The organism is Luteibacter yeojuensis (genome assembly GCF_000964085.1).
Classification (GTDB): Bacteria; Pseudomonadota; Gammaproteobacteria; order Xanthomonadales; family Rhodanobacteraceae; genus Luteibacter; species Luteibacter yeojuensis_A.
The window spans coordinates 79,438-99,014 of sequence record NZ_JZRB01000035.1; the positions used below are offsets into that span (position 1 = coordinate 79,438).

Consider the following 19,577-nt stretch of genomic DNA (forward strand, 5'->3'; position numbering starts at 1 on the left):
AGCCCTCGTGTAGGAGCTCACCCTGTGAGCGAAAGCTTCTAGCGACACGCGAGGCCCTGTTGCGTGTCGCTAAGAGCGTCGCGCACAAGTGCGCTCCTACAGGGGTAGCGCTTTAGCCTGCCTCGTGGTGCAGGGCCTCGGCGGGTTTCTTGCGCCGGAGGCGCGGCGCCAGTTCCACCATGTACATGGCGGCCAGCACCAGTGCGCCGCCGCCGACCATGCGTGGGGTGAGCGCATCCACGCCCAGTGCCACGGCGAAGCCCGCGGCGAACACCGGCTCCGTCGTCATGACGATGGCGGCGCGCGTCGCGGGCATGTGCGCCTGGGCCCAGGTCTGCACCAGCATGGCCAGCGCACCCGCCACCAGGGCCATGTAGACGATGGCCACCCACGCCTTGCCGTCGGGTGGCAGCGCCGGCCCGTGGTGCGGCAAGGTGGCGAGCACGCAGACCACCGCGATGCCGAGCATCTGGATGGCCGACATGCCGAAGGCATCGCCCGGCTTCGACCAGTGGCCCAGCCCTACGATGTGCAGCGCGTAGAGCAGCGCCGAGGCAAGCGTCAGCAGCACGCCCAGGTCGACGGTGAAGCCATTGAGCGCCAGCACGCCCAGGCCGACCACGGCGAGCGCCGATGCCACCCACGTGGTGGCCGGGAAGCGCTGCCGGAACAGCGCCAGCGCGAGGAACGGGGTGAACACGACATACATGCCGGTGACGAAGCCGCTGACACTGGGCGAGGTCAGCGCGATGCCTTCGGTCTGCAGCCACTGCGCCACGCCATAGAGCACGCCCAGCGCCAGGCCACGCCATGCCTGCCGGCGGCCCAGGCGGCGCACGGGCACGGCGAACAGCACCAGCATGGCCACGGCGGCGATGACGAAGCGCACGGCCAGGAAGTCGATCGGCAGCATGCGGCCGACCACGTCCTTGATCATGACGAAGGTGGAGCCCCAGATGGCGGTCACCGCCAGCAGGCCCAGCGTCGCCAGGCCACTCCCCTTCCCCTCGGTGCTCATCGGCGTTTTTTCCGCAGCAGCTGGCCGGGGATCTTCAGCAGGAAATGCGCCCAGGTGCCGAGCCACACCATGCCGCGCAGCAGCGGGTTCTTCGCGGCCGGGTCGTGGCGGCGGAACCACAGGTACATGCTGCGATGCTTGTGCCGGCTGACGAACACGGGACGGTGGCGGCTGGAGCCGCCCTTGCCGTGCAGCACGCGCACGTCGCCGGCGAGGAGCACCTGGTAGCCCATGTCGCGGGCCCGGCGGCACAGGTCCATGTCTTCGCAATGCAGGAAGAAGGTTTCGTCGAAACCGCCCAGCGTATCGAACGCGCCCCGGGGCATGAGGATGATGGCGCCGGAAACGATCTCGACCGGCTCCGCGCCACTGGGCAGCGGGCCACCGATATCGATGCCGCCGCTGCCACGGCCCAGCTTGGTGGCGATGACACGGCCCAGCAGCGGGTCGCGGCGGCGCGAGGCCGGGTCGACATGGCCGTCGGCGTCCTGCACCAGCGCACCGACGATGCCCGTGTGCGGCCCCACGTGCGCCGCCATGCGCGAGATGGTGGTGGGCTCGACGAGGCAATCGGGGTTCAGCACGAGCAGCAGGCGGCCACGCGCGTGCGTGGCGCCACGGTTCACGGCCGGGCCGAAGCCGAGGTTGGCACGGTTGTACACGACACGGACGCGGTCGTCCGTGGCGTACGAGCGATCGAGCTGCTCGGGGGTGCCGTCTTCGGACCCGTTGTCGACGAGGATGACCTCGACGGGCCGGTCGCTCGCGAGCGCGCGCTCGACGCACTCGCGGGTGAGCGGCCCGCTATCGGCCAGCACGATGATGATGCTGGTGAGGTCGGCGGGCTTCACGCGGTTAGCCGACCCACGTGCGCGCGTTACGGAACATCCGCATCCACGGCGAATCCTCGCCCCACGGCTCGGGGTGCCAGCTGAGCTGGGCCGTACGGAACACGCGCTCGGGGTGCGGCATCATGATCATGACGCGGCCATCGGCGGCGGTGAACGCGGTGAGGCCGCCCGGCGAGCCGTTCGGGTTCAGGGGATAATGCTCGGTGGGCTTGCCGCGGTTATCGACGAACCGCGCGGCGGCGTGGCTCTTCGACGGGCTGCACACCATGGGGAAGTGCACGCGGCCCTCGCCATGCGCCACGGCCACGGGCAGGCGCGAACCGGCCATGCCACGGAAGAAGATGCTGCCCGAGTCGAGGATTTCGATGGTGGCCAGGCGCGCCTCGTACTGCTCCGACTGGTTGCGCAGGAACTGCGGCCAGTGCTTCGCATCGGGGATGATGTCCTTCAGCTGCGACATCATCTGGCAGCCATTGCACACGCCCAGCGCGAACTTGCTGCCGTCCTCGAAGAAGCGCGCGAACTGCTCGCGCAGCGCGTCGTTGTACAGGATGGACGTGGCCCAGCCACGGCCGGCGCCAAGCACGTCGCCGTACGAGAAACCACCGCAGGCCGCCAGGCCGCGGAAATCCTTCAGGTGGTGGCGGCCGGTGGCGAGGTCGGTCATGTGCACGTCGACCGCGTCGAAGCCGGCGCGGGTGAACGCGGCGGCCATCTCGACCTGGCCGTTGACGCCCTGCTCGCGCAGGATGGCCACGCGCGGGCGCACGCCCGTGGCGATGTACGGCGCGGCCACGTCGTCGGCGATATCGAACGTGAGCTTCGGCGAGAGGCCCTCGTCGGCATCGTCGAGGCGCCACTCGCTTTCCTGGTCGGCGCTGGCCGGGTTATCGCGCAGGCGCTGCATGGCGTGGCTGGTTTCATTCCACGCGCGGAACAGCTCGGTCCAGTTCCACTTGAACGGCGTCTCGCCGTTCAGATGCAGCTTGATGCCGAGTTTTTCCTTCGGGCGGCCCACGTGGTGGGTCATGCCGGCGAGGTTGTGTTTCACCAGCAGCTGCTCGAACGCCTCGCGGTTGGCGCTGGCCACCTGCACCACGGCGCCCAGCTCCTCGTTGAAGAGCGCGCGCAGCGTGGCCTCTGCCCAGCCGTCGAGGCGGATGTCGAGGCCGCAATGGCCGGCGAAGGCCATCTCGAGCAGGGTGACGATGGCGCCGCCGTCGGAGCGATCGTGGTAGGCCAGCAGCAGGCCCGAGCGGTTCGCTTCCTGCACCAGCTCGAACATGGCGCGCAGGCGCTTCGGGTCGTCCAGGTCAGGCGGCACCCCGCCGCCGCGGTTGAACACCTGGGTGAGCGCCGAGCCGCCGAGGCGGTCGCGGCCCACGCCGAGGTCGATGAGCCACAGGTCGGTGTCGCCGCGGTCGAGCTTCAGCTGCGGCGTGAGCACGCGGCGCACGTCGTCGACGCGGGCGAAGCCGGTGATGACCAGCGACACCGGCGAGACGGTCTTCTGCTTCTTGCCGTTCTCGTCGTTCCATACCGTCTGCATGTGCAAGGAATCCTTGCCCACCGGGATGGCGATATCGAGTTCGGGGCAGAGCTCCATGCCGACGGCGCGCACGGCGTCGAACAGCGCGGCGTCTTCGCCCGGGTGGTTCACGGCGGCCATCCAGTTGGCGGACAGGCGCATTTCTTCGAGCTTGAGCGGCGCGGCGGCCATGTTGGTGATGGCTTCGCCCACCGCCATGCGCGCGGCGTCGGCGCTGTTGAGCAACGCCACCGGGGCGCGCTCGGCCATGGCCATGGCCTCGCCCACGTAGCCGTCGAAGTCGGTCATGGTCACCGCGACATCGGCCACGGGCACCTGCCACGGCCCGACCATCTGGTCGCGCGCGTTGAGGCCGCCGACGGTGCGGTCGCCGATGGTGATCAGGAAGTTCTTGCTGCCGACGACCGGCAGGCGCAGGACGCGGTTGAGCGCCTCGTCCATGCCGATGCCGCTGAGATCGGCCACCAGGTCGACGCGCGGCTTCACGCGATGCGCGTCGCGGTGCATTCGCGGCGGCTTGCCGAACAGCACGTCCATGCCCAGGTCGATGACGGTGAGGTCGCGGCGCGGATCGCGCACGATGAGGCGCGGATCGGCCGTGGCTTCGCCCACCACCGCGAACGGGCAGCGCTCGCGCGTGCACCAGGCTTCGAACTGCGCGATATCGTCCGGCCCGATGGCGAGGACGTAGCGCTCCTGCGATTCGTTGCTCCACACCTGCATGGGCGAGAGCGTCGGGTCGTCGCAGGGCACCTTCGACAGGTCGATGATGCCGCCCACGCCGGCGTCGTTGAGGATCTCGGGGATGGCGTTGGAAAGGCCACCCGCGCCGACGTCGTGGATGCTGACGATGGGGTTCTTCTCGCCCATGGCCCAGCACGCGTCGATGACCTGCTGCGCGCGGCGCTCCATCTCGGGGTTATCGCGCTGCACGGAGGCGAAATCGAGTTCCGCGCTGGACGTGCCCGACGACACCGACGAGGCGGCGCCGCCGCCCAGGCCGATGAGCATGGCGGGGCCACCGAGCACGATGACCTTGTCGCCCGGGCGCACGTCGCGCTTCTGTACGTGGCCATCGCGGATGGCGGCGAGGCCACCGGCGATCATGATGGGCTTGTCGTAGCCGCGGCGGACGCCCTTGTCACCCGTTTCCAGTTCGAACGTGCGGAAGTAGCCGCCGAGCGCGGGGCGGCCGAACTCGTTGTTGAACGCGGCGGCACCCAGCGGGCCATCGCGCATGATCTCGAACGCGCTGGCCATGCGCGGCGGCAGCGGGCGCGGGGTTTCCCACGGGCGCGGCGTGCCGGGGATGCGCAGGTGCGAGACCGAGAAACCGGTGAGGCCGGCCTTCGGCTTGCCGCCGCGGCCCGTGGCGCCCTCGTCGCGGATCTCGCCGCCCGAGCCCGTCGCGGCGCCCGGCCACGGTGCGATGGCCGTGGGGTGGTTGTGCGTCTCGACCTTGATGGCGTACGGCGCGGGTTCCTTCACCGTGCGGAACACGCCGTCTTCCGGGCTCACGAACAGGCGGTTGCCCTCGTAGCCTTCGATCACCGCCGCGTTGTCCTTGTAGGCGCTGAGCGTGAACTTCGGCGAATGCTTGTGCGTGTTCTTGATCATGCCGAACAGCGAGGCGTCCTGCGCCTGGCCGTCGAGGGTCCACGTGGCGTTGAACACCTTGTGGCGGCAGTGCTCGGAGTTGGCCTGCGCGAACATCATCAGCTCGGCGTCGGTGGGCGCGCGGCCCATCTCGCCGTACCGCTCGGCAAGGTAGTCGATCTCGTCGTCGGCCAGGGCCAGGCCGAGATCCTTGTTGGCGGTGGCCAGCGCGGCGAGGGCATCGCCGCCGAGCTCGACGCGGCCCAGGTCGCCCGGGGTGCCGGCGAGGAACAGGCCACCGGCATGGTCGAGCGAATCGAGCGGGCTCTGCACCATCGGGTCGCAGAAGGCCGTCATCACCTGGGCGTAGCTGGGGGCCGTCTCGGCCGGCATGCCGGTGACCTGCCAGGCCACGCCGCGCTCCACCCGGCGCACGTCGAAACCGGCGCCGTGGAGGATATCGGTGGCCTTGCTGGACCAGGGGGAGATGGTGCCCAGGCGCGGAACCACCCAGAAGGTGGCGGTTTCCGGCTGGCCGGCCTTGGCCTCGAGCACGGCCAGGAGGCGCGCGCGGGCGTCGCCTTCAGGGGCCTGCGCGGCATCCACGAAATACACGAACCAGGCTGCCTGCACGCGGGTCCCGTGGTGCAAGGACTCCAGGTGGGCATTGAGGCGTTCGAGGCGAAACGGCGAGAGGGCGCTCTGCCCGTCGAGTGCGATCATGCGGGGGGAAAAGGCGCTGGAGGAAAACGCCTATTCTACATGATGTTGCGGGACAGCATCCGGCCGCCCCCACCACCCGCCCCAGCCATGTGGGAGCGCGCTAGCGCGCGATGGCCCCTCAACCGCCCCCAACAGTCCCCGCAGGCGCATTGACCGCCTTGAGCAACTGCGCCGGCGTGAGGTACCCCCCCACCACGTCGCCGTTCTCGGTCACCACCGTGGGGGTGCCGTTGACGCCCAGGCGCTCGCCCAGCTCGAACTCATCCTTCACCGGGTTGGTGCAGGTGGCGGCCTTGACGTCGGCGCCCTTCATGGCCTGGTTGAAGGCGTTCTTGCGGTCGGAGGCGCACCACACCGAGACGGCCTTGGTGTACGACGGGGTGTCGTTGCCGCCCGTGGTCTTGACGCCTTCGCGCGGCCAGAACACGTATTCCACCGCGATGCCCTGCTTGTTGTACTCGTCGATGTGCGCGTGCAGCTGGCGGCAGAAGCCGCAGTCGACGTCGGTGAACACGGTGACGGTGTGCTTGGGGTTCGGCGGCGAGAACACGAGGCGCTGCGACGCCGGCACCTTGGCCAGCGCGGCCTTGCGCGTGGCGGCCCACGCGGCGGCGGAGACATCGGTCTTGCTCTTCAGGTCGATGAGGTTGCCGTTGAGCATGTAGCGGCCGTCGGCGCTGACATACACCATGCGCCCGGACGCCACCACCTGGTAGAAGCCGGGCATGGGCGCGGCTTCGACGCTATCGACCTTGATATCGGGGCCCAGGGCCTCGACGGCGGCGCGGACGGCCTTGGTCTCGTCGGCGGCGGGCGGGGTCGCGGCGGCGGCCGAGAGGGCGAACGTGCCGGCCAGTAATGCCGGGAGGATCTTCTTCAACATCGGTACGGCTCCATGGATACCGGGGGATTCCGCGAGCCCGCTTGGAACGCATGGCGCGCGATCGGTTCCCCCGATTGTGGCACGGGCGAGGTTAACCGCGCGGGTGATGCTGGGCGTGAAGGCGCTTCAGGCCTTCCTTCGCCACCAGCGTGTAGATCTGCGTGGTGCTGAGCGCGCTGTGCCCCAGCAGCATCTGCAGGGCGCGCAGGTCGGCACCGTGGTTGAGCAGGTGCGTGGCGAACGAATGCCGCAGCACATGTGGCGAGACGCGCTTGGCGGGGATGCCCACCTGCATGGCGTAGCGCTTCACCAGGGTCCAGAACTGCTGGCGGGTCATGGCGTCGCCGCGCCGGGTGAGGAACAGGGCCAGTGGCTGCCCGTGCCCCTTCGCGAGGAGCGGGCGCGCCTCGGCGAGGTAGCGCTCGACATGCGCCAGCGCCTCCTCGCCCACGGGCACCAGGCGGTCCTTGCCGCCCTTGCCGGTGACGCGCAGCACGCCTTGCCGAGGGTTGAGCCCCGCCAGCGGCAGGTCGACCAGTTCCGATACGCGCAGGCCCGATGAGTACATCAATTCGAGCATGGCGCGGTCGCGCTGGCCGAGCGGCGTGGCGCTGTCGGGGGCCACGATGAGCGCCTCGATCTCGCGTTCGGCAAGCGCCTTGGGCAGGCCGCGCGGCATCTTCGGTCGCTGCATCAGCAGCGTGGGGTCCTCGCGTGCGCCCTCGTCGCGCGCCAGGTGCGCGTAGAAGCGGCGGAACGCGCTTTGCCGCCGCGCCATGCTGCGCACCGACACCGGCTGGCTGCCGTGGTAAGCGGAGATATCCTCGCGCGTGGCGGTGGCCAGGCCATGGCCACGTGCCTCTAGCCAGCGCGAGAGCTGGCTGAGATCACGCCGGTATGCTTCAAGCGTGCGCTCGGCCAGGCCATCCTCGGACCACACGCGCTCGATGAAGCGATCGATGAGGCGCGCATCGGCGGCGTTCGTTTCGGCGTGGCTTTCCGTCATGGCCCGATCATAATGGCCCGATGAGCACAATGCCCCTACCCGCCCCTGCCTGGCGCCGCTTCGCGGCCATCGTGTACGACGTGCTGGCCGTGGTGGCCATCGTGATGGTGGTGGGTCTCATCGCGCAGATGGCCACGGGCGGCCAGGTCGCCGATGCGAAGGGGCACCTCGTGGCGTGGTGGTACCAGCCGCTGCAGGCGGTGGTCGTGGGTGCGTATTTCTTTTTCTCATGGACGCGTGGCGGGCAGACGCTGGGCATGCGGCCGTGGAAGATCCGCGTGGTGTCGCGCGATGGCGCGGCCGTGGGTGCGGTGCAGGGCCTGGTGCGGCTCGTTGTAGCCGGGCTGCCGGTGTTGTTGCTGCTGCTCTACGGCGTCGCGTCGTTGCAGGTGGCGTTGCTGGCACCGCTGGTGGGGTGGGCTGTCATCCTGCTGCCGTCGTTCGTGGATGCGCGGCGGCGTGGGTTGCATGACATGGTGGCGCGGACCGAGGTTCGTTGAGGGAATCGCGCGCAAGCGCGCTCCCACAGGGCGAGGGCGTCATTTGAATGTGTCGCTCGCCGGCACCCATGATCCGCTCGCTTGTGGCGCAGCCTGCACGTTGATCTTGATGCTGGGCTCGCAGCCGGGCGGCGGCGGGCCACCGGCGATGCGCGCGGTGGTGCAGAACGCGGTGTTGTCGATGGGCTGCCCCGTGGCGGCCACGGTGCTGGCGTTCGCGGGCGGCAGGTTCTCGGCCGGCGGCTTCGACGGCAGGGTCTGGTTCCTCACCAGCTTGTCGGGCTCGGAGGGCTTGGGCGGCGGGTCGCCGCCGCAGCCCAGCGTAAGCAGTGAAATGGCCTGCTTCATCGCGCCGCCCGAAGCACCCGGCCCGGCCGTGCAATTGATGCGCACGCCGCGCGGCAGCGGGATGGTGAACTTCACCGTGGCCGCTTCGACGCCGTGGCGCAGGGCCGTATCCACCGAGCTCTCGCCCTTCGGCGTCCACGCGTCGTCGAAGCGCGTGGCCTTGTAATCGATGTGCACGCGCGCGCCGTTCTGCGGCACGACGTTGCCGCGCGGCTTGAGCTCGACGTACGCGCCGACCTGGCCGGCCTTGTCACCCTGGCCACCCGCCACGCCATCGGTGCGCTGGGAGGTGCCATTGGCACCCGTAAGACGTTCGCCTTCGTCCGTGCCCTTCGCGGCGCCGGGCTTGCCGGTATCGGCCGCGGCACCGGGCGTGTTCGTGCCCGCGCTCGCCGCCGTCGCCTCGCCCGCCGCCGATGGCGCACCCGGTTCACCCTCGCTCGGCGCGCTGCGACGGTCGCTGGCCGCCTTGCCCTGTTCGTTCTGCGCCTGCGCCGTGGCCTCGCCCGCGGCATTGTCGCCCGGGGCCTCGCCAGGCGGCGCGGGCGTGGTGTCGGCGCCAGCGACCGGGCGCTGCAGTTCGCCTGGTGCCACGGCGGGCGCCTGCACCGCGGGCCGTGCGACATCGGCCACGGGCGCGGACACGGTCGGTTTCGCGGCGGCGTCGGGCAGCGGCACGGCCGCGAGCTCCGCCTCGGCCTCGACGGCGGGCGCGCGCACGGTGTCGACGGCGATCTTCGGCGGCACCGGGCGCGATACATCGGGCGTGACCTGCGGCGCGGGTGGCGCGGCGGGTTCCTGCGCGATGGCCGGCAACGGCGTTTCCTGCGGGGTCGGTGGCGCCGAACTTTCCTGAACTTCGGGGCGCGGCACCGTGGCCAGCGTCATCGTGGTGGTGGGCACCGGCGTGGTCTTTTCGGCGGTGATCTGCGGCGGCGTCGGCATCGTGGTGGGCTGGGATGCCGGAATGGGCGGCAGCGCCAGCGACGCGGGCGGTGGCATGGCCTCGGTGCCCTCGGCCTGTGCCTTGCGCACGGGTTCGGGCTGGAAGCGCGGCGGCGTCACCTGCGGCTTCGGCGTATCCATGGCAAGGTCCGGCGGCGCGGGCGTGGGCAACGGCACCTGCTGCAACTCGGGTTGCTTCGGCGGCGCGGTGGGCTGCACCAGCGGTTTTTCCGCCACGGCCTGCACGCTCGGCGGCGGCGCCTTGGGCTTCGGCGCGGGCGGGGTGGGCGGCGGCGGTGCGGCGGGCGTGGCGATGGCCGGCGCGGCCTTGTTGGCCGCCGCGACGGCCGCCGCGTGCGAGCCGCGCGACGCACGGCTGGCAACGGCCTTGGTGGTGGCCTTCTTCGCCTTCGCGACAGGGGCCTTCGACGGTGTGCCACGCACGGGCGGCACGGGCGCGGGCGGCTTGTCGATCAGGCGCACCTGCAAGGCATCGGGGTTATCCGGTTCCGGCGGCGGCGGCAGCACCTCGTACGCCGGGCCGAGCACCATGCCGAAGAAGAACAGCAGGTGGATGATGATGGTGCCCACCCAGCCCGCGATGCGCCGCCCGCTCGGGCTCGGCTTCTGGCGCAGCTGCCGGCGATAGACCAGCGCGCCCATGGCCGCCTGGCGCGGGCCCAAGGGCAGCGAAGGGTCGGCGTCCTCGCGGTCGCTGTCCGGTGTGTAGTGGGTAGGCATCGGGCGCTAGTGTCCATGCTGCGCGCACGGCGCACAATCGCGGCGTGCGGCGATGCCTTCACTTACCCGTGCGCCGCTCCTGTTCCTGCTTGTCCAGCTCGATTGCCTTCAGCGGCACGTCGCTTGGGCAGCCTTGCGGCAGTGGCTTGTCGGCGCGGAACGCGGCGATGCATTCGGCCTCGCTGGGGGGCGGCACCACGTCGGGGCCATCGGCGATGGGCTTGGCCGGCGCCATGTTGAGGCGGCCATCGGCGGACTTCGGTGGCGGCTTCGGCGGGTCGTTGGGGCGGCAACCCACGGGGAGGACGAACAGCACGGTGGCGCAGTTGATGCGCTGGCCGCCAATGTTCACTTCTTTCTTCAGCGTGGTGTTCTCGAGCGTCTTGCGCACGCCCGCCTGCAGCGCGGTTTCGTTGGGCGGCACCCAATCCTTCTCGAAGCGCGTTTCCTTGTACGTGACCGGGCCCTTGTGTGTCATGACGCCCGCATCGTCCGTCGGCTTGCGCGCGACGAAGTCGGCCTGGGTCGGTGCGTTGCCGCGCGGCGCGGGCGCGCTGCCCACGTTGATGCTGCCGTCCTTGCCATAGAGCTGCGGCGCGGCGGCGGCCGGCGCGGGCGTTGCCTCGTTTTCGGCAGGCGGCTCGTCCTTCGGTGGCTTCTTCGGCTTTGGGGGCTCGGGGCGGGTGGCCTCGGGCGAGCGCACTTTCGGCGGCGGCTCGCTGACGGGCGGCGGGGGCGGCACGTTGGCCTGGGGCGGCGGCGTGGCAGCGGGCTCGATGAAGCGCACCTCGAGCACGTCGGCCTTGTCGTCGGGCTGCGCATAGCCCACCAGCGGCTGCGGCTGCATTTCGTAGGCCACCAGCGCGAGGATAAGTACGTGCAGGATGATCGTGCCGACGATCGCCAGCGTGGCGCGCACGCGGTCGCGCGGGCGCGGCCGGTGGCGGATGGCGCGCAGCGCCAGGATCGTGGCCGGGTCGATGGGATGCAGCCCATGGCGCCCGCCCGCCGCCGGCGTGAGCCGGTGCGGTTCGACGTGCGGCGGTGGCGCCTTGCCTGGGTATTGCACGCTGCGGGGGATCCCCTGTCGGGCCGTCGGGAAAGCCATACAGCTTAGCGCGCCAGCCTGACCGCGCCCTAAGCCTGCGCCTTCAGACACCCATGCGATCAGAAGATTCCCATACCACTTGATTCCGGCCCCGGATCGGAGAAGGCTGGGAGGACGGGGGGACCGCCATCCTTACGGAGGGTCGCATCGTGTCGCCATCCACGGAACGCATCCGCAGCCTGTCACTCGCCGGCCACGCCGGGGCCGGCAAGACCACCTTGTTCGAAGCCATGCTCCACGCCGGCGGCGTCCTCAACAGCATGGGCAGCGTGGAAAAAGGCAGTACTGTCTCTGACAACGACCCGATGGAACGCGCCCGGGGGCATTCGATCGATGCCTCCATCGCCTCCATCGAGCGCAACGGCTACCGCATCCACCTCGTCGATACCCCCGGCTACGCGGATTTCCGCGGCCCCGCCCTGGCGGCGCTCGCCGCCACCGATACCGTGGCCATCGTCGTCAACGCGGCCAACGGCATCGAGCACGGCACGCGCAGCATGATGGCGCACGCAAAGGAGCGTGGCCTGGCGCGCCTTGTCATCGTGAACCGCATAGACGCCGATGGCGTGGACCTTCCCGCGTTGGTGGAGGCGATACGCGCGGAGTTCGGCAACGAGTGCCTGCCCGTGAACCTGCCCGCCGCGCAGGGGCACGCGGTGCGCGATGCGTTCTTCCACGACCAGGGCGAGACGGATTTCTCATCCTGCGGCGAGGCGCACCAGCAGCTCATCGACCAGGTGGTGGAAATCGACAACGGCGTGATGGAGCACTACCTCGACGGCGGCGAAGGCTCGCTCAGCGCCGACGAGCTGCACGATGCGCTCGAGCACTGCCTGCGCGATGGCCACCTCGTGCCCATCGTGTTCACCAGCGCGCGCGACGGCGTGGGCGTCACGGAGCTGCTGGAACTCATCGAGCGGATCCTGCCCTGCCCCACCGAAACCAACCCGCCGCCGTTCGAGGACGACCAGGGCATCCGCTTCGACGTCAACGCCGATGCCGGCAAGCATGTCGTGGCCGACGTGTTCAAGATCGTCAATGACCCCTTCGTCGGCAAGCTTGGCGTGTTCCGCGTATGGCAGGGCACCGTGCGCAAGGATGCACAGCTGCTGGTCGACGATGGCCGCAAGCCGTTCAAGGTGGCGCACCTGTTCCGGCTGAAGGGCAAGGAGCACGTGGAAGTGGAGGAAGCCCTGCCGGGGGATATCTGCGCCGTGGCGAAGGTGGACGATATCCACTTCGATGCCGTGCTGCACGATGCCGCGGACGAAGGCCACATCCACCTGCACGCCGCGGCCTACCCATCGCCCATGTTCGGCCTGGCGGTGGAACCCGCGCGCAAGGGCCACGAGCAGAAACTGGCGCAGGCGCTGGCACGGCTCGCCGAGGAAGACCCGTGCTTCGTCGTCGAGCACCATGCCGAGGTGAACCAGACGGTGGTGCGCGGCCTGTCGGACCTGCACCTGAAACTGATGCTGGAACGAATGAAGGCGCGCTACGACGTGGACGTGGTAACGCACCCGCCACGCATCGCCTACCGCGAGACCATCGGCGGCAAGGCCGATGGGCACCACCGGCACAAGAAGCAGACCGGTGGCGCCGGGCAGTTCGGCGAAGTGTTCCTGCGCATCGAGCCGCTGGGCCGTGGCGCGGGCTTCGTGTTCGTCGATGAAACCAAGGGCGGCACGGTGCCGAACCAGTTCATGCCGGCGATCGAGAAAGGCATCCGCCAGGCGATGGAGGGCGGCGCCGTCGCGGGCTACCCGATGCAGGATGTGCGTGTCGCCGTGTACGACGGCAAGCACCACCCCGTCGATTCCAAGGAGGTGGCGTTCATCAGCGCCGGCAAGAAGGCCTTCCTCGACGCGGTGGCGAAGGCCCGGCCCATCGTGCTCGAACCCATCGTCGACCTGGAAGTCGCCATCCCGGATACCTCGGTTGGCGACGTGACTGGCGGCCTCGCCTCGCGGCGTGCCCAGATCATGGGCACCGATTCGCTACGCGGCGGCGAGACGATGATCCGGGCGCGCGTGCCGCTGGCGGAACTGGCGGAATTCCCCGCCCAGCTCAAGGCGATGACCGGTGGCCAGGGGCGCTACGCGATGGAATTCAGCCACTACGACCCCGTGCCGCCCGGCGTGCAGAAAAAGCTGGCTGAGATGTGGAAGCCGAAGGTGGAAGACGACTGACGGTCGGATGGGGACGGCGATCGCATGGGTAGGAGCCCACCCTGTGGGCGACAGCGTTTCGCGGCATGTTGTGTTTCGCGAGACGCTGTCGCCCACAGGGTGGGCTCCTACATCCATCGTTATGCCGCGAGGGCCTTGATCAGCGTTTCGGTGAACGCCGGGATGTCGTCGGGCTTGCGGCTCGTGATGAGGTTGCCGTCCTTCACCACCTGGCTGTCTTCCCAGTGCGCGCCGGCGTTGCCAAGGTCGGTTTTCAGCGACGGCCACGAGGTGACCTTCTTGCCCTTCACCAGCCCGGCGTTGATCAGCGTCCACGGGCCATGGCAGATCGCAGCCACCGGCTTGCCGGCCTCGCCGAACGTCTTCACCAGGCCGATGGCTTTCTCATCGGTGCGCAGGTGATCGGGGTTGATGACGCCACCGGGCAGCACCAGCGCGTCGTACTGGCTGGCGTCGGCCTTGTCGAGCGCGACATCGACGGGCACGGACTTGCCCCAGTCTTTCTTGTCCCACCCCTTGATCTGCTTCGCGTCGCCCGGCGAGATCACATCGACCCTTGCGCCGGCTTCTTCGAGCAGGCGCTTGGGTTCGGTCAGTTCGGATTGTTCGAAACCGTCGGTGGCGAGGACCGCGATGCGGCGGCCTTCAAGCGGCTGGTTTGCCATGGGTGTCTCCTGCGGGGAATGAGCCTGCAGGATCGGCAGCGGGGCATCAGGGGCGCGTCGCGCAGGTGTGGGCGCCCCTATGCAAACGTGAAGACCGGCCCTCAGGCCGCCTTGCGCTTGGGCTTCAGCATGGTGCCGATGCACTTGGGCGAGCCGCAGCGGCAGGCCCAGATCTTCTTCAGGCGGGCAGTGTGCGGCATGTCGAGCGTGATGCCGTAGTCGTAGGTGAGTTCTTCGCCCGGGGCGATGTCGCGGATGGCCTCGATCATCACTTTGTCGCTCTTCGAATCCTTGCCCGGCACATCCTCGATGATCACCGCCTGGCAGTTCGGGTCGCAGCCGTGGTTGATCCAGCGCGCCGTGTTGCCGTGGCTGTTGCCGTCGACGATCCAGCTGTCGTTGAGGGTGAACAGGAAGGTGTGGCCCGTCTCGCCGCCATCGCCATAGCGCTTGTCGGCCTGGGCGTGGGTGATGCGGTCGCCCTTGTATTCGACGACGTCGTCGCCTGCCTTGATGGGTGCGGTGGCGAACACGCCATTGCCGTGGATGGGGGAGCGGCGCGCGACGATGCGTCGGGTCATGGGCAAATAGTCGTCATGGAAGGCAATGCCGGATGATGCCTGCTACGGCCGCGCTTGGGAACCGCGTTTCAAACGCCGTCTCGCGCAGGCGCCCCGCCCGGCGCTACCATCGAACAAGTGTTCGAAGCCCGGTGACCAGGGAATGACCTTGATGCGACGCCTACCGATCGTCCGCGTGGCCACGCTTGCGTGCCTCGCCCTCCTCGCCGCGTGCGGCCCCACCAAGAAAAGCGTGTTCCCGCCGGCCGTGAGCCTGCAGGAGGTCACCGCCAAACCGGGTGGCCCATGGCACGTGACGCTGCGCGTGCGCAACAACAGCTACGGCGGCATGTCGTTCGACCGCCTGCAGGGCACCTTGCAGGTGGGCGACCTGGGCGGCGTGCTGCTCGACGCCAACATCGGCCAGGACATCCCCTCGTTCGCGGCCGACGTGGCCACCGTCGATATCCTGCCCACGCCCGAGATGGCGAAGGCCCTGGCCGCGCTCGCCGCCAAGGGCAGCGGCGGCGCCCTGCCCTACGGCATCGAGGGCCGCGTCACGGCCACGCCCGAAAAAGAAGACAAGCCGCGCACCTTCCCGGTGCATGGCAAGAGCTGGTTGTCGCCCGTGCCCGGCATCCCCGACACCTACCGCTCGCCCTGAACCCCGCCCAGCCGTATTCGCCAGGATCCCCGATGACGATCTACAAAGCCCCGCTCAACGACATGCGCTTCGCGCTCTACGACGTGCTCGGCGCCGACGCCGTGCTCGGCCGCCTCGAGGGTGGCGAGGCGCACACCCGCGAGCTGTTCGACGCCGTGCTCGACGAGGCCGCCCGCTTCAACGAGCAGGTGCTGGCCCCGCTCAACGCCTCCGGCGACGCCGAGGGCTGTGTGTATGACAAGGCCACCGCCTCGGTCACCACGCCGAAGGGCTTCAAGGAGGCCTACCGCCAGTACGCCGAGGGTGGCTGGGCCGGCCTTACCGCCGACGAGAAGTGGGGCGGCCAGGCGCTGCCCGCCGTGCTCGGTGCGCTGGTGAAGGAGATGATCGACTCGGCCAACCTGGCCTGGGGCATCTACCCGCTGCTCTCGCACGGCGCCACCGATGCGCTGGAACACCACGGCGACGCCTGGCAGCAGGAGACCTTCCTGAAGCCGCTCGTCGAAGGCCGCTGGACAGGCACCATGTGCCTCACCGAGCCGCAGGCCGGTTCCGACCTCGGCCTGCTGAAGACTCGCGCCGAACCGAACGGCGACGGCAGCTACAGCGTCACCGGCACCAAGATCTTCATCAGCGCGGGCGAGCACGATTTCGCCGAGAACATCGTGCACCTGGTGCTGGCCCGCCTGCCCGATGCGCCCGCCGGCAGCCGCGGCATCTCGATGCTGGTGGTGCCCAAGTTCAAGGTGGGTGCCGACGGCTCGCTGGGCGAGCGCAACGGCGCGGCCGCCGGCGCCATCGAGCACAAGATGGGCATCAAGGGCTCGGCCACCTGCGTCATGAACTTCGACGGCGCCCAGGGCTGGCTCATCGGCCCCGCGCACAAGGGCCTCATGGCCATGTTCACCATGATGAACGCGGCGCGCCTTGCCGTGGGCATCCAGGGCCTGGCCGTCAGCGAGCGCGCCCTGCAGAACAGCCTGAACTACGCGCGCGAGCGCCTGCAGATGCGTGCGCTTTCAGGCGCGAAACTGCCGGAAAAGCCCGCCGACCCGCTCACCGTGCACCCCGATGTGCGCCGCATGCTGCTCACCCAGCGCGCGTTCGTCGAGGGCGGCCGCGTGCTCGCCGCCTATGCGGCGCTGCAGAGCGACATCGAGGCGCGCAGCCCCGACGCGGCCGAGCGCAAGCAAGCCGGCGAACTGCTTTCCTTCCTCATCCCCATCGCCAAGGGCCTGCTCACCGAGGCGGCGCAGGAGTGCACCAAGGAAGCCCTGCAGATCTTCGGCGGCCACGGCTTCATCGCCGAGCACGGCATGGAGCAGTTCGTCCGCGATGCCCGCATCATCACACTGTACGAGGGCACCACCCAGATCCAGGCGCTCGACCTGCTCGGCCGCAAGATCATGCAGCTGCAGGGCGCGGGCCTGAAGCTGTTCCTGGGCGAGGTGGCCGCGTTCTGCCAGGCCAACGCGGCCAACGACGCGGTGAAGGCCTACATCCTGCCGCTGGCCACCGCCGCCAAGGCGTGGGGCGAACTCACGCAGGCCATCGCCGCGAAGGCCCAGGCCAACCCGGAAGAACTGGGCGCGGCGGCCGTGGATTACCTCTACTACGCCGGCTACATCACCCTGGCCTACTTCCTGGCCCGCAGCGTGGCCGCGGCCGAGGGCTCGCGCCTGCTCACCGGGGAGGGCAAGCAGGCCAAGCGCGACACGGCCAACTTCTACTACGCCCGCGTGCTGCCGCGCATCCACCTGCACAAGGCGGCGATCGAGGCCGGCGTGGAAACGCTGCCCGAAGTTCTGTAACCGTAGGAGCCCACCCTGTGGGCGACAGCTCCTCGCGCCAGTCCCCAAGGGCTCGCGAAAAGCGGTCGCTCACAGGGGTGAGCTCCTACAGGCGGGTGCGGGGACTTTTCCCGGTCCCGGTTCGGGTGTAGAACAGAAGGTGCCCGGACCTCCTACGCCAACCACGGTTCCCGACCCGATGAGCGATCCAGCGTTTCTCATTCGTCTCGCCGAGAGCGACGACGATGATTTCATCCTTGGCCTGGTCCACCGGTTCATCCACTTCCCGCTGCCCAATGGCCGCACCAAGACCGATTGCCTGAAAGGCATCGAGGCCGACCTGGTGCGCCACCTCGACGAGCAGCCATCCAACAGCTACATCTTCATCGCCGAGAACGACGAGGGCGACGCGGTGGGTTTCATCCACCTGCAGAAGACCAAGGATTTCTTCACCCACCGCGACAACTGCCATATCTCGGATATCGCGGTGCACGAGCGCTACGAGGGTTCCGGCGTGGGCAAGGTGCTGCTCGACCACGCCTACGGCTGGGCGAAGGACCACCGCTGCCAGTTCGTCACCCTGGCGGTGTTCCCCGGCAACGAGCGGGCGCGGGAGCTGTATGCGAAGCACGGCTTCGATACCGACCTGGTGCGCATGGCGCGGCCCGTTCGCTAATAACCCATGTAGGAGCCCACCCTGTGGGCGACAGCGCTTCGCGATAAGCTGTCGCCCACAGGGTGGGCTCCTACATGAACAAAAAAGGCCGCCCCGTGGGCGGCCTTTTCTTCGACAGCGCCTTTGGCAGGCGATCAGGCGTTGGGCTTCGCGCCGTCTTCGCCCTTCTCGCGCGCGTCGAGGCGGGCGGCCATGCGGTCGATGTTCGCCAGCGACACCAGGTGGGCGTAGATCCAGCCGAAGGCGCCTTCGCGCAGGAACTCACCGGCGACCTTCTCGTCGAGCTTGCGCAGCTTTTCTTCGTTGATGACGAAGAGGCCGTTGAGGTTGATGCCGCGGCCTTCCTTCTGCAGGGTGATGGTGCGCGGCTCGAGCAGGTCGTGCTCGCGCAGCTTGCCCATGAACCACTGCGTGCGGGCCACGTGGTCCTGGAACTCGCCCAGGAAGTTCACCGCGTTGGTGAGGGCCGGGGCGTCGGTGCCGTCTTCGTTGAAGAGGCGCTCGCCCTCGGTCTCGTTGAAGCCCTCGTAGGCCTCGTCGAGGAACACGGTGAAATCGTCGCCCTCGGCGCCGGCCGGCTTCTCGGCCAGCACGAACGGGTAACGGCGGACGAAGGCCGGGATGTACAGGCCCTGCTCCCAGAAGCCGCTCTCGCCGATGAGCAGGTTCTCGCCCTGGCGCAGGCCGAGGAGGGCCATCGGGCCCGCGTCTTCCATGCTGTTGCCAGCGAAGAGGATGGGGAAATCACGCGCGGCCGGGGCGAACTCCACGCCGGTGAGCGGCACGGAGTGGACCTTCGCCGCGAAATTGATGTTGTTGACGGCCTTCAGGCGAAGGTCGCGGTGGGCGGTACGGTTGAGCGCAACCGGACGCTCGTAGAAAAGCACTTCTGCCACTTTCTTTCCCTCGTGTACCCGCCAGGCCTGGGAAGCCACCCCGGCCCCCCTTCCAAACCCTGCGGGCTTGCAATCGAACCCCCACTATATCAGCGGCGGGGGCCGGGAAAAGCCCCGCAAGATCCATACCGGCGTGTGCTTTTCTGTCGTAATTATGGGCTATGCTCGGGCCAGGACGGAGTTCGGCTTGCTGGAACGCTCTTTCGCGAAGGTGAAGGACGAGACTAGATGACGATGGAAGTACTCCAGGAGGATCTGCCCAAGGTGGCTGCCCTGCACGCCACGCGGGTCCTCTCGCTCGATGCTTCCGGCCGGATCCTCGACTGGATCAGCTGGCAGGACGCCGTCTGCCTCTACGTAAGGGGGGTGGTGGCCTGGACCCTGGGCGACCCCTGCGTCACCGTCCGCGGCGGCATCAGCCGGGCCTCGGGCGAGCGCAGCAGCCTGCAGCTGCACCCCATCGTGGCCAGCACCGGCCATTGCCGCGACCACGCCATCGACCCGGCGCCGGCCCTCACCAACACCGCCCTCTTCGCCCGCGACCGGCACATCTGCCTGTACTGCGGCCACCAGTACACCCGCCACGAACTCACCCGCGACCACGTGGTGCCCCTCTCCAAGAAGGGCGCCGACGAGTGGGAGAACGTGGTCAGCGCCTGCCTGGCCTGCAACCTGCGCAAGAGCAACCGCACCCCGCAGCAGGCGCACATGCCGCTGTTGGCCGTGCCTTACCGGCCCAGCTGGGTCGAGCACCTCATTCTTTCTAACCGCAATATCCTTGCCGACCAGATGGAATTCTTGGTTAGCCACCTGCCCCGGGACCGCCGCCCGGCTTGAGAGCGGAGGTGGGGGGTGGGAAGTGGGGGCGC

At 69.1% G+C, this 19,577-nt stretch carries 16 protein-coding genes; 6 read left to right on the plus strand and 10 right to left on the minus strand.

Annotated elements, in window-relative coordinates:
• Positions 1-112: 112 nt before the first annotated feature.
• The 5 genes from VI08_RS15995 to xerD all read right to left on the minus strand — a co-directional run bounded on the left by VI08_RS15995 (position 113) and on the right by xerD (position 7,626).
• Complete coding sequence (locus VI08_RS15995; protein WP_045830605.1) at positions 113-1,018, minus strand: DMT family transporter; 906 nt, start codon at positions 1,016-1,018, stop codon at positions 113-115.
• Positions 1,015-1,869 carry a glycosyltransferase family 2 protein gene (locus tag VI08_RS16000; RefSeq protein WP_045830606.1) on the minus strand — a complete coding sequence of 285 codons (855 nt, stop codon included), beginning with the start codon at positions 1,867-1,869 and terminating at the stop codon, positions 1,015-1,017. The genes VI08_RS15995 and VI08_RS16000 overlap by 4 nt, the downstream gene beginning before the upstream one ends.
• 4 nt (positions 1,870-1,873) lie before the next feature.
• Positions 1,874-5,737, minus strand: a complete 3,864-nt coding sequence (gene purL, locus VI08_RS16005; RefSeq protein ID WP_045830607.1) for a phosphoribosylformylglycinamidine synthase — start codon at positions 5,735-5,737, stop codon at positions 1,874-1,876.
• Between the two features lie 118 nt (positions 5,738-5,855).
• Positions 5,856-6,620 (minus strand): DsbC family protein, encoded by a 765-nt coding sequence (locus VI08_RS16010; protein WP_045830608.1) that lies wholly within the window; start codon positions 6,618-6,620, stop codon positions 5,856-5,858.
• Between the two features lie 91 nt (positions 6,621-6,711).
• Positions 6,712-7,626, minus strand: coding sequence for a site-specific tyrosine recombinase XerD (gene xerD / locus VI08_RS16015; protein ID WP_045830609.1), 915 nt, complete (start codon positions 7,624-7,626; stop codon positions 6,712-6,714).
• 20 nt (positions 7,627-7,646) lie between these two features.
• On the opposite strand from xerD, the gene VI08_RS16020 reads away from it, so the two are divergent.
• Complete coding sequence (locus VI08_RS16020; RefSeq protein WP_045830610.1) at positions 7,647-8,126, plus strand: RDD family protein; 480 nt, start codon at positions 7,647-7,649, stop codon at positions 8,124-8,126.
• Between the two features lie 39 nt (positions 8,127-8,165).
• Here the strand turns inward: VI08_RS16020 and VI08_RS16025 are convergent, their stop codons facing one another.
• Positions 8,166-10,160: a hypothetical protein gene (locus tag VI08_RS16025; RefSeq protein WP_045830611.1), complete on the minus strand. Its 1,995-nt coding sequence runs from the start codon at positions 10,158-10,160 to the stop codon at positions 8,166-8,168.
• A 58-nt stretch (positions 10,161-10,218) separates the two neighbouring features.
• Positions 10,219-11,229 carry a hypothetical protein gene (locus VI08_RS22405; protein WP_052698011.1) on the minus strand — a complete coding sequence of 337 codons (1,011 nt, stop codon included), beginning with the start codon at positions 11,227-11,229 and terminating at the stop codon, positions 10,219-10,221.
• Positions 11,230-11,417: 188 nt separating this feature from the next.
• Between VI08_RS22405 and fusA the strand changes: the two genes are divergently transcribed.
• Positions 11,418-13,457 (plus strand): elongation factor G, encoded by a 2,040-nt coding sequence (gene fusA, locus VI08_RS16035; RefSeq protein ID WP_045830612.1) that lies wholly within the window; start codon positions 11,418-11,420, stop codon positions 13,455-13,457.
• A 119-nt stretch (positions 13,458-13,576) separates the two neighbouring features.
• Here fusA and VI08_RS16040 read toward each other — a convergent pair whose 3' ends face one another.
• The gene (locus VI08_RS16040) at positions 13,577-14,122 is read right to left on the minus strand and encodes a type 1 glutamine amidotransferase domain-containing protein (protein ID WP_045830613.1); all 546 of its coding nucleotides are present in this window, start codon (positions 14,120-14,122) and stop codon (positions 13,577-13,579) included.
• A 101-nt stretch (positions 14,123-14,223) separates the two neighbouring features.
• A complete protein-coding gene (locus tag VI08_RS16045; RefSeq protein ID WP_045830614.1) occupies positions 14,224-14,703 on the minus strand; it encodes an SET domain-containing protein in 480 nt (159 codons plus the stop codon).
• Positions 14,704-14,854: 151 nt separating this feature from the next.
• Between VI08_RS16045 and VI08_RS16050 the strand changes: the two genes are divergently transcribed.
• The 3 genes from VI08_RS16050 (at position 14,855) to VI08_RS16060 (ending at position 17,812) form a co-directional block, all read left to right on the plus strand.
• Entirely contained in the window at positions 14,855-15,346 is a 492-nt protein-coding gene (locus VI08_RS16050; protein WP_045830634.1) for a hypothetical protein, read from the plus strand.
• Between the two features lie 32 nt (positions 15,347-15,378).
• Positions 15,379-17,157, plus strand: coding sequence for an acyl-CoA dehydrogenase C-terminal domain-containing protein (locus VI08_RS16055; RefSeq protein WP_045830615.1), 1,779 nt, complete (start codon positions 15,379-15,381; stop codon positions 17,155-17,157).
• A 178-nt stretch (positions 17,158-17,335) separates the two neighbouring features.
• A complete protein-coding gene (locus VI08_RS16060) occupies positions 17,336-17,812 on the plus strand; it encodes a GNAT family N-acetyltransferase (RefSeq protein ID WP_045830616.1) in 477 nt (158 codons plus the stop codon).
• Between the two features lie 134 nt (positions 17,813-17,946).
• Here VI08_RS16060 and VI08_RS16065 read toward each other — a convergent pair whose 3' ends face one another.
• Positions 17,947-18,708 carry a SapC family protein gene (locus VI08_RS16065; protein WP_045830617.1) on the minus strand — a complete coding sequence of 254 codons (762 nt, stop codon included), beginning with the start codon at positions 18,706-18,708 and terminating at the stop codon, positions 17,947-17,949.
• A gap of 228 nt (positions 18,709-18,936) precedes the next feature.
• Here VI08_RS16065 and VI08_RS16070 point away from each other — a divergent pair, with 228 nt between their 5' ends.
• Positions 18,937-19,545, plus strand: a complete 609-nt coding sequence (locus tag VI08_RS16070; protein WP_045830618.1) for an HNH endonuclease — start codon at positions 18,937-18,939, stop codon at positions 19,543-19,545.
• Positions 19,546-19,577 lie beyond the last annotated feature (32 nt).

What these genes read in the sequence shown, in the direction of transcription:
- VI08_RS15995 (WP_045830605.1), bottom strand. Translation starts at nt 1,018, where the DNA reads ATGAGCACCGAGGGGAAGGGGAGTGGCCTGGCGACGCTGGGCCTGCTG.
- purL (WP_045830607.1), bottom strand. Translation starts at nt 5,737, where the DNA reads ATGATCGCACTCGACGGGCAGAGCGCCCTCTCGCCGTTTCGCCTCGAA.
- VI08_RS16010 (WP_045830608.1), bottom strand. Translation starts at nt 6,620, where the DNA reads ATGTTGAAGAAGATCCTCCCGGCATTACTGGCCGGCACGTTCGCCCTC.
- xerD (WP_045830609.1), bottom strand. Translation starts at nt 7,626, where the DNA reads ATGACGGAAAGCCACGCCGAAACGAACGCCGCCGATGCGCGCCTCATC.
- VI08_RS16020 (WP_045830610.1), top strand. Translation starts at nt 7,647, where the DNA reads ATGAGCACAATGCCCCTACCCGCCCCTGCCTGGCGCCGCTTCGCGGCC.
- VI08_RS16025 (WP_045830611.1), bottom strand. Translation starts at nt 10,160, where the DNA reads ATGCCTACCCACTACACACCGGACAGCGACCGCGAGGACGCCGACCCT.
- VI08_RS16040 (WP_045830613.1), bottom strand. Translation starts at nt 14,122, where the DNA reads ATGGCAAACCAGCCGCTTGAAGGCCGCCGCATCGCGGTCCTCGCCACC.
- VI08_RS16045 (WP_045830614.1), bottom strand. Translation starts at nt 14,703, where the DNA reads ATGACCCGACGCATCGTCGCGCGCCGCTCCCCCATCCACGGCAATGGC.
- VI08_RS16050 (WP_045830634.1), top strand. Translation starts at nt 14,855, where the DNA reads ATGCGACGCCTACCGATCGTCCGCGTGGCCACGCTTGCGTGCCTCGCC.
- VI08_RS16055 (WP_045830615.1), top strand. Translation starts at nt 15,379, where the DNA reads ATGACGATCTACAAAGCCCCGCTCAACGACATGCGCTTCGCGCTCTAC.
- VI08_RS16060 (WP_045830616.1), top strand. Translation starts at nt 17,336, where the DNA reads ATGAGCGATCCAGCGTTTCTCATTCGTCTCGCCGAGAGCGACGACGAT.
- VI08_RS16070 (WP_045830618.1), top strand. Translation starts at nt 18,937, where the DNA reads ATGACGATGGAAGTACTCCAGGAGGATCTGCCCAAGGTGGCTGCCCTG.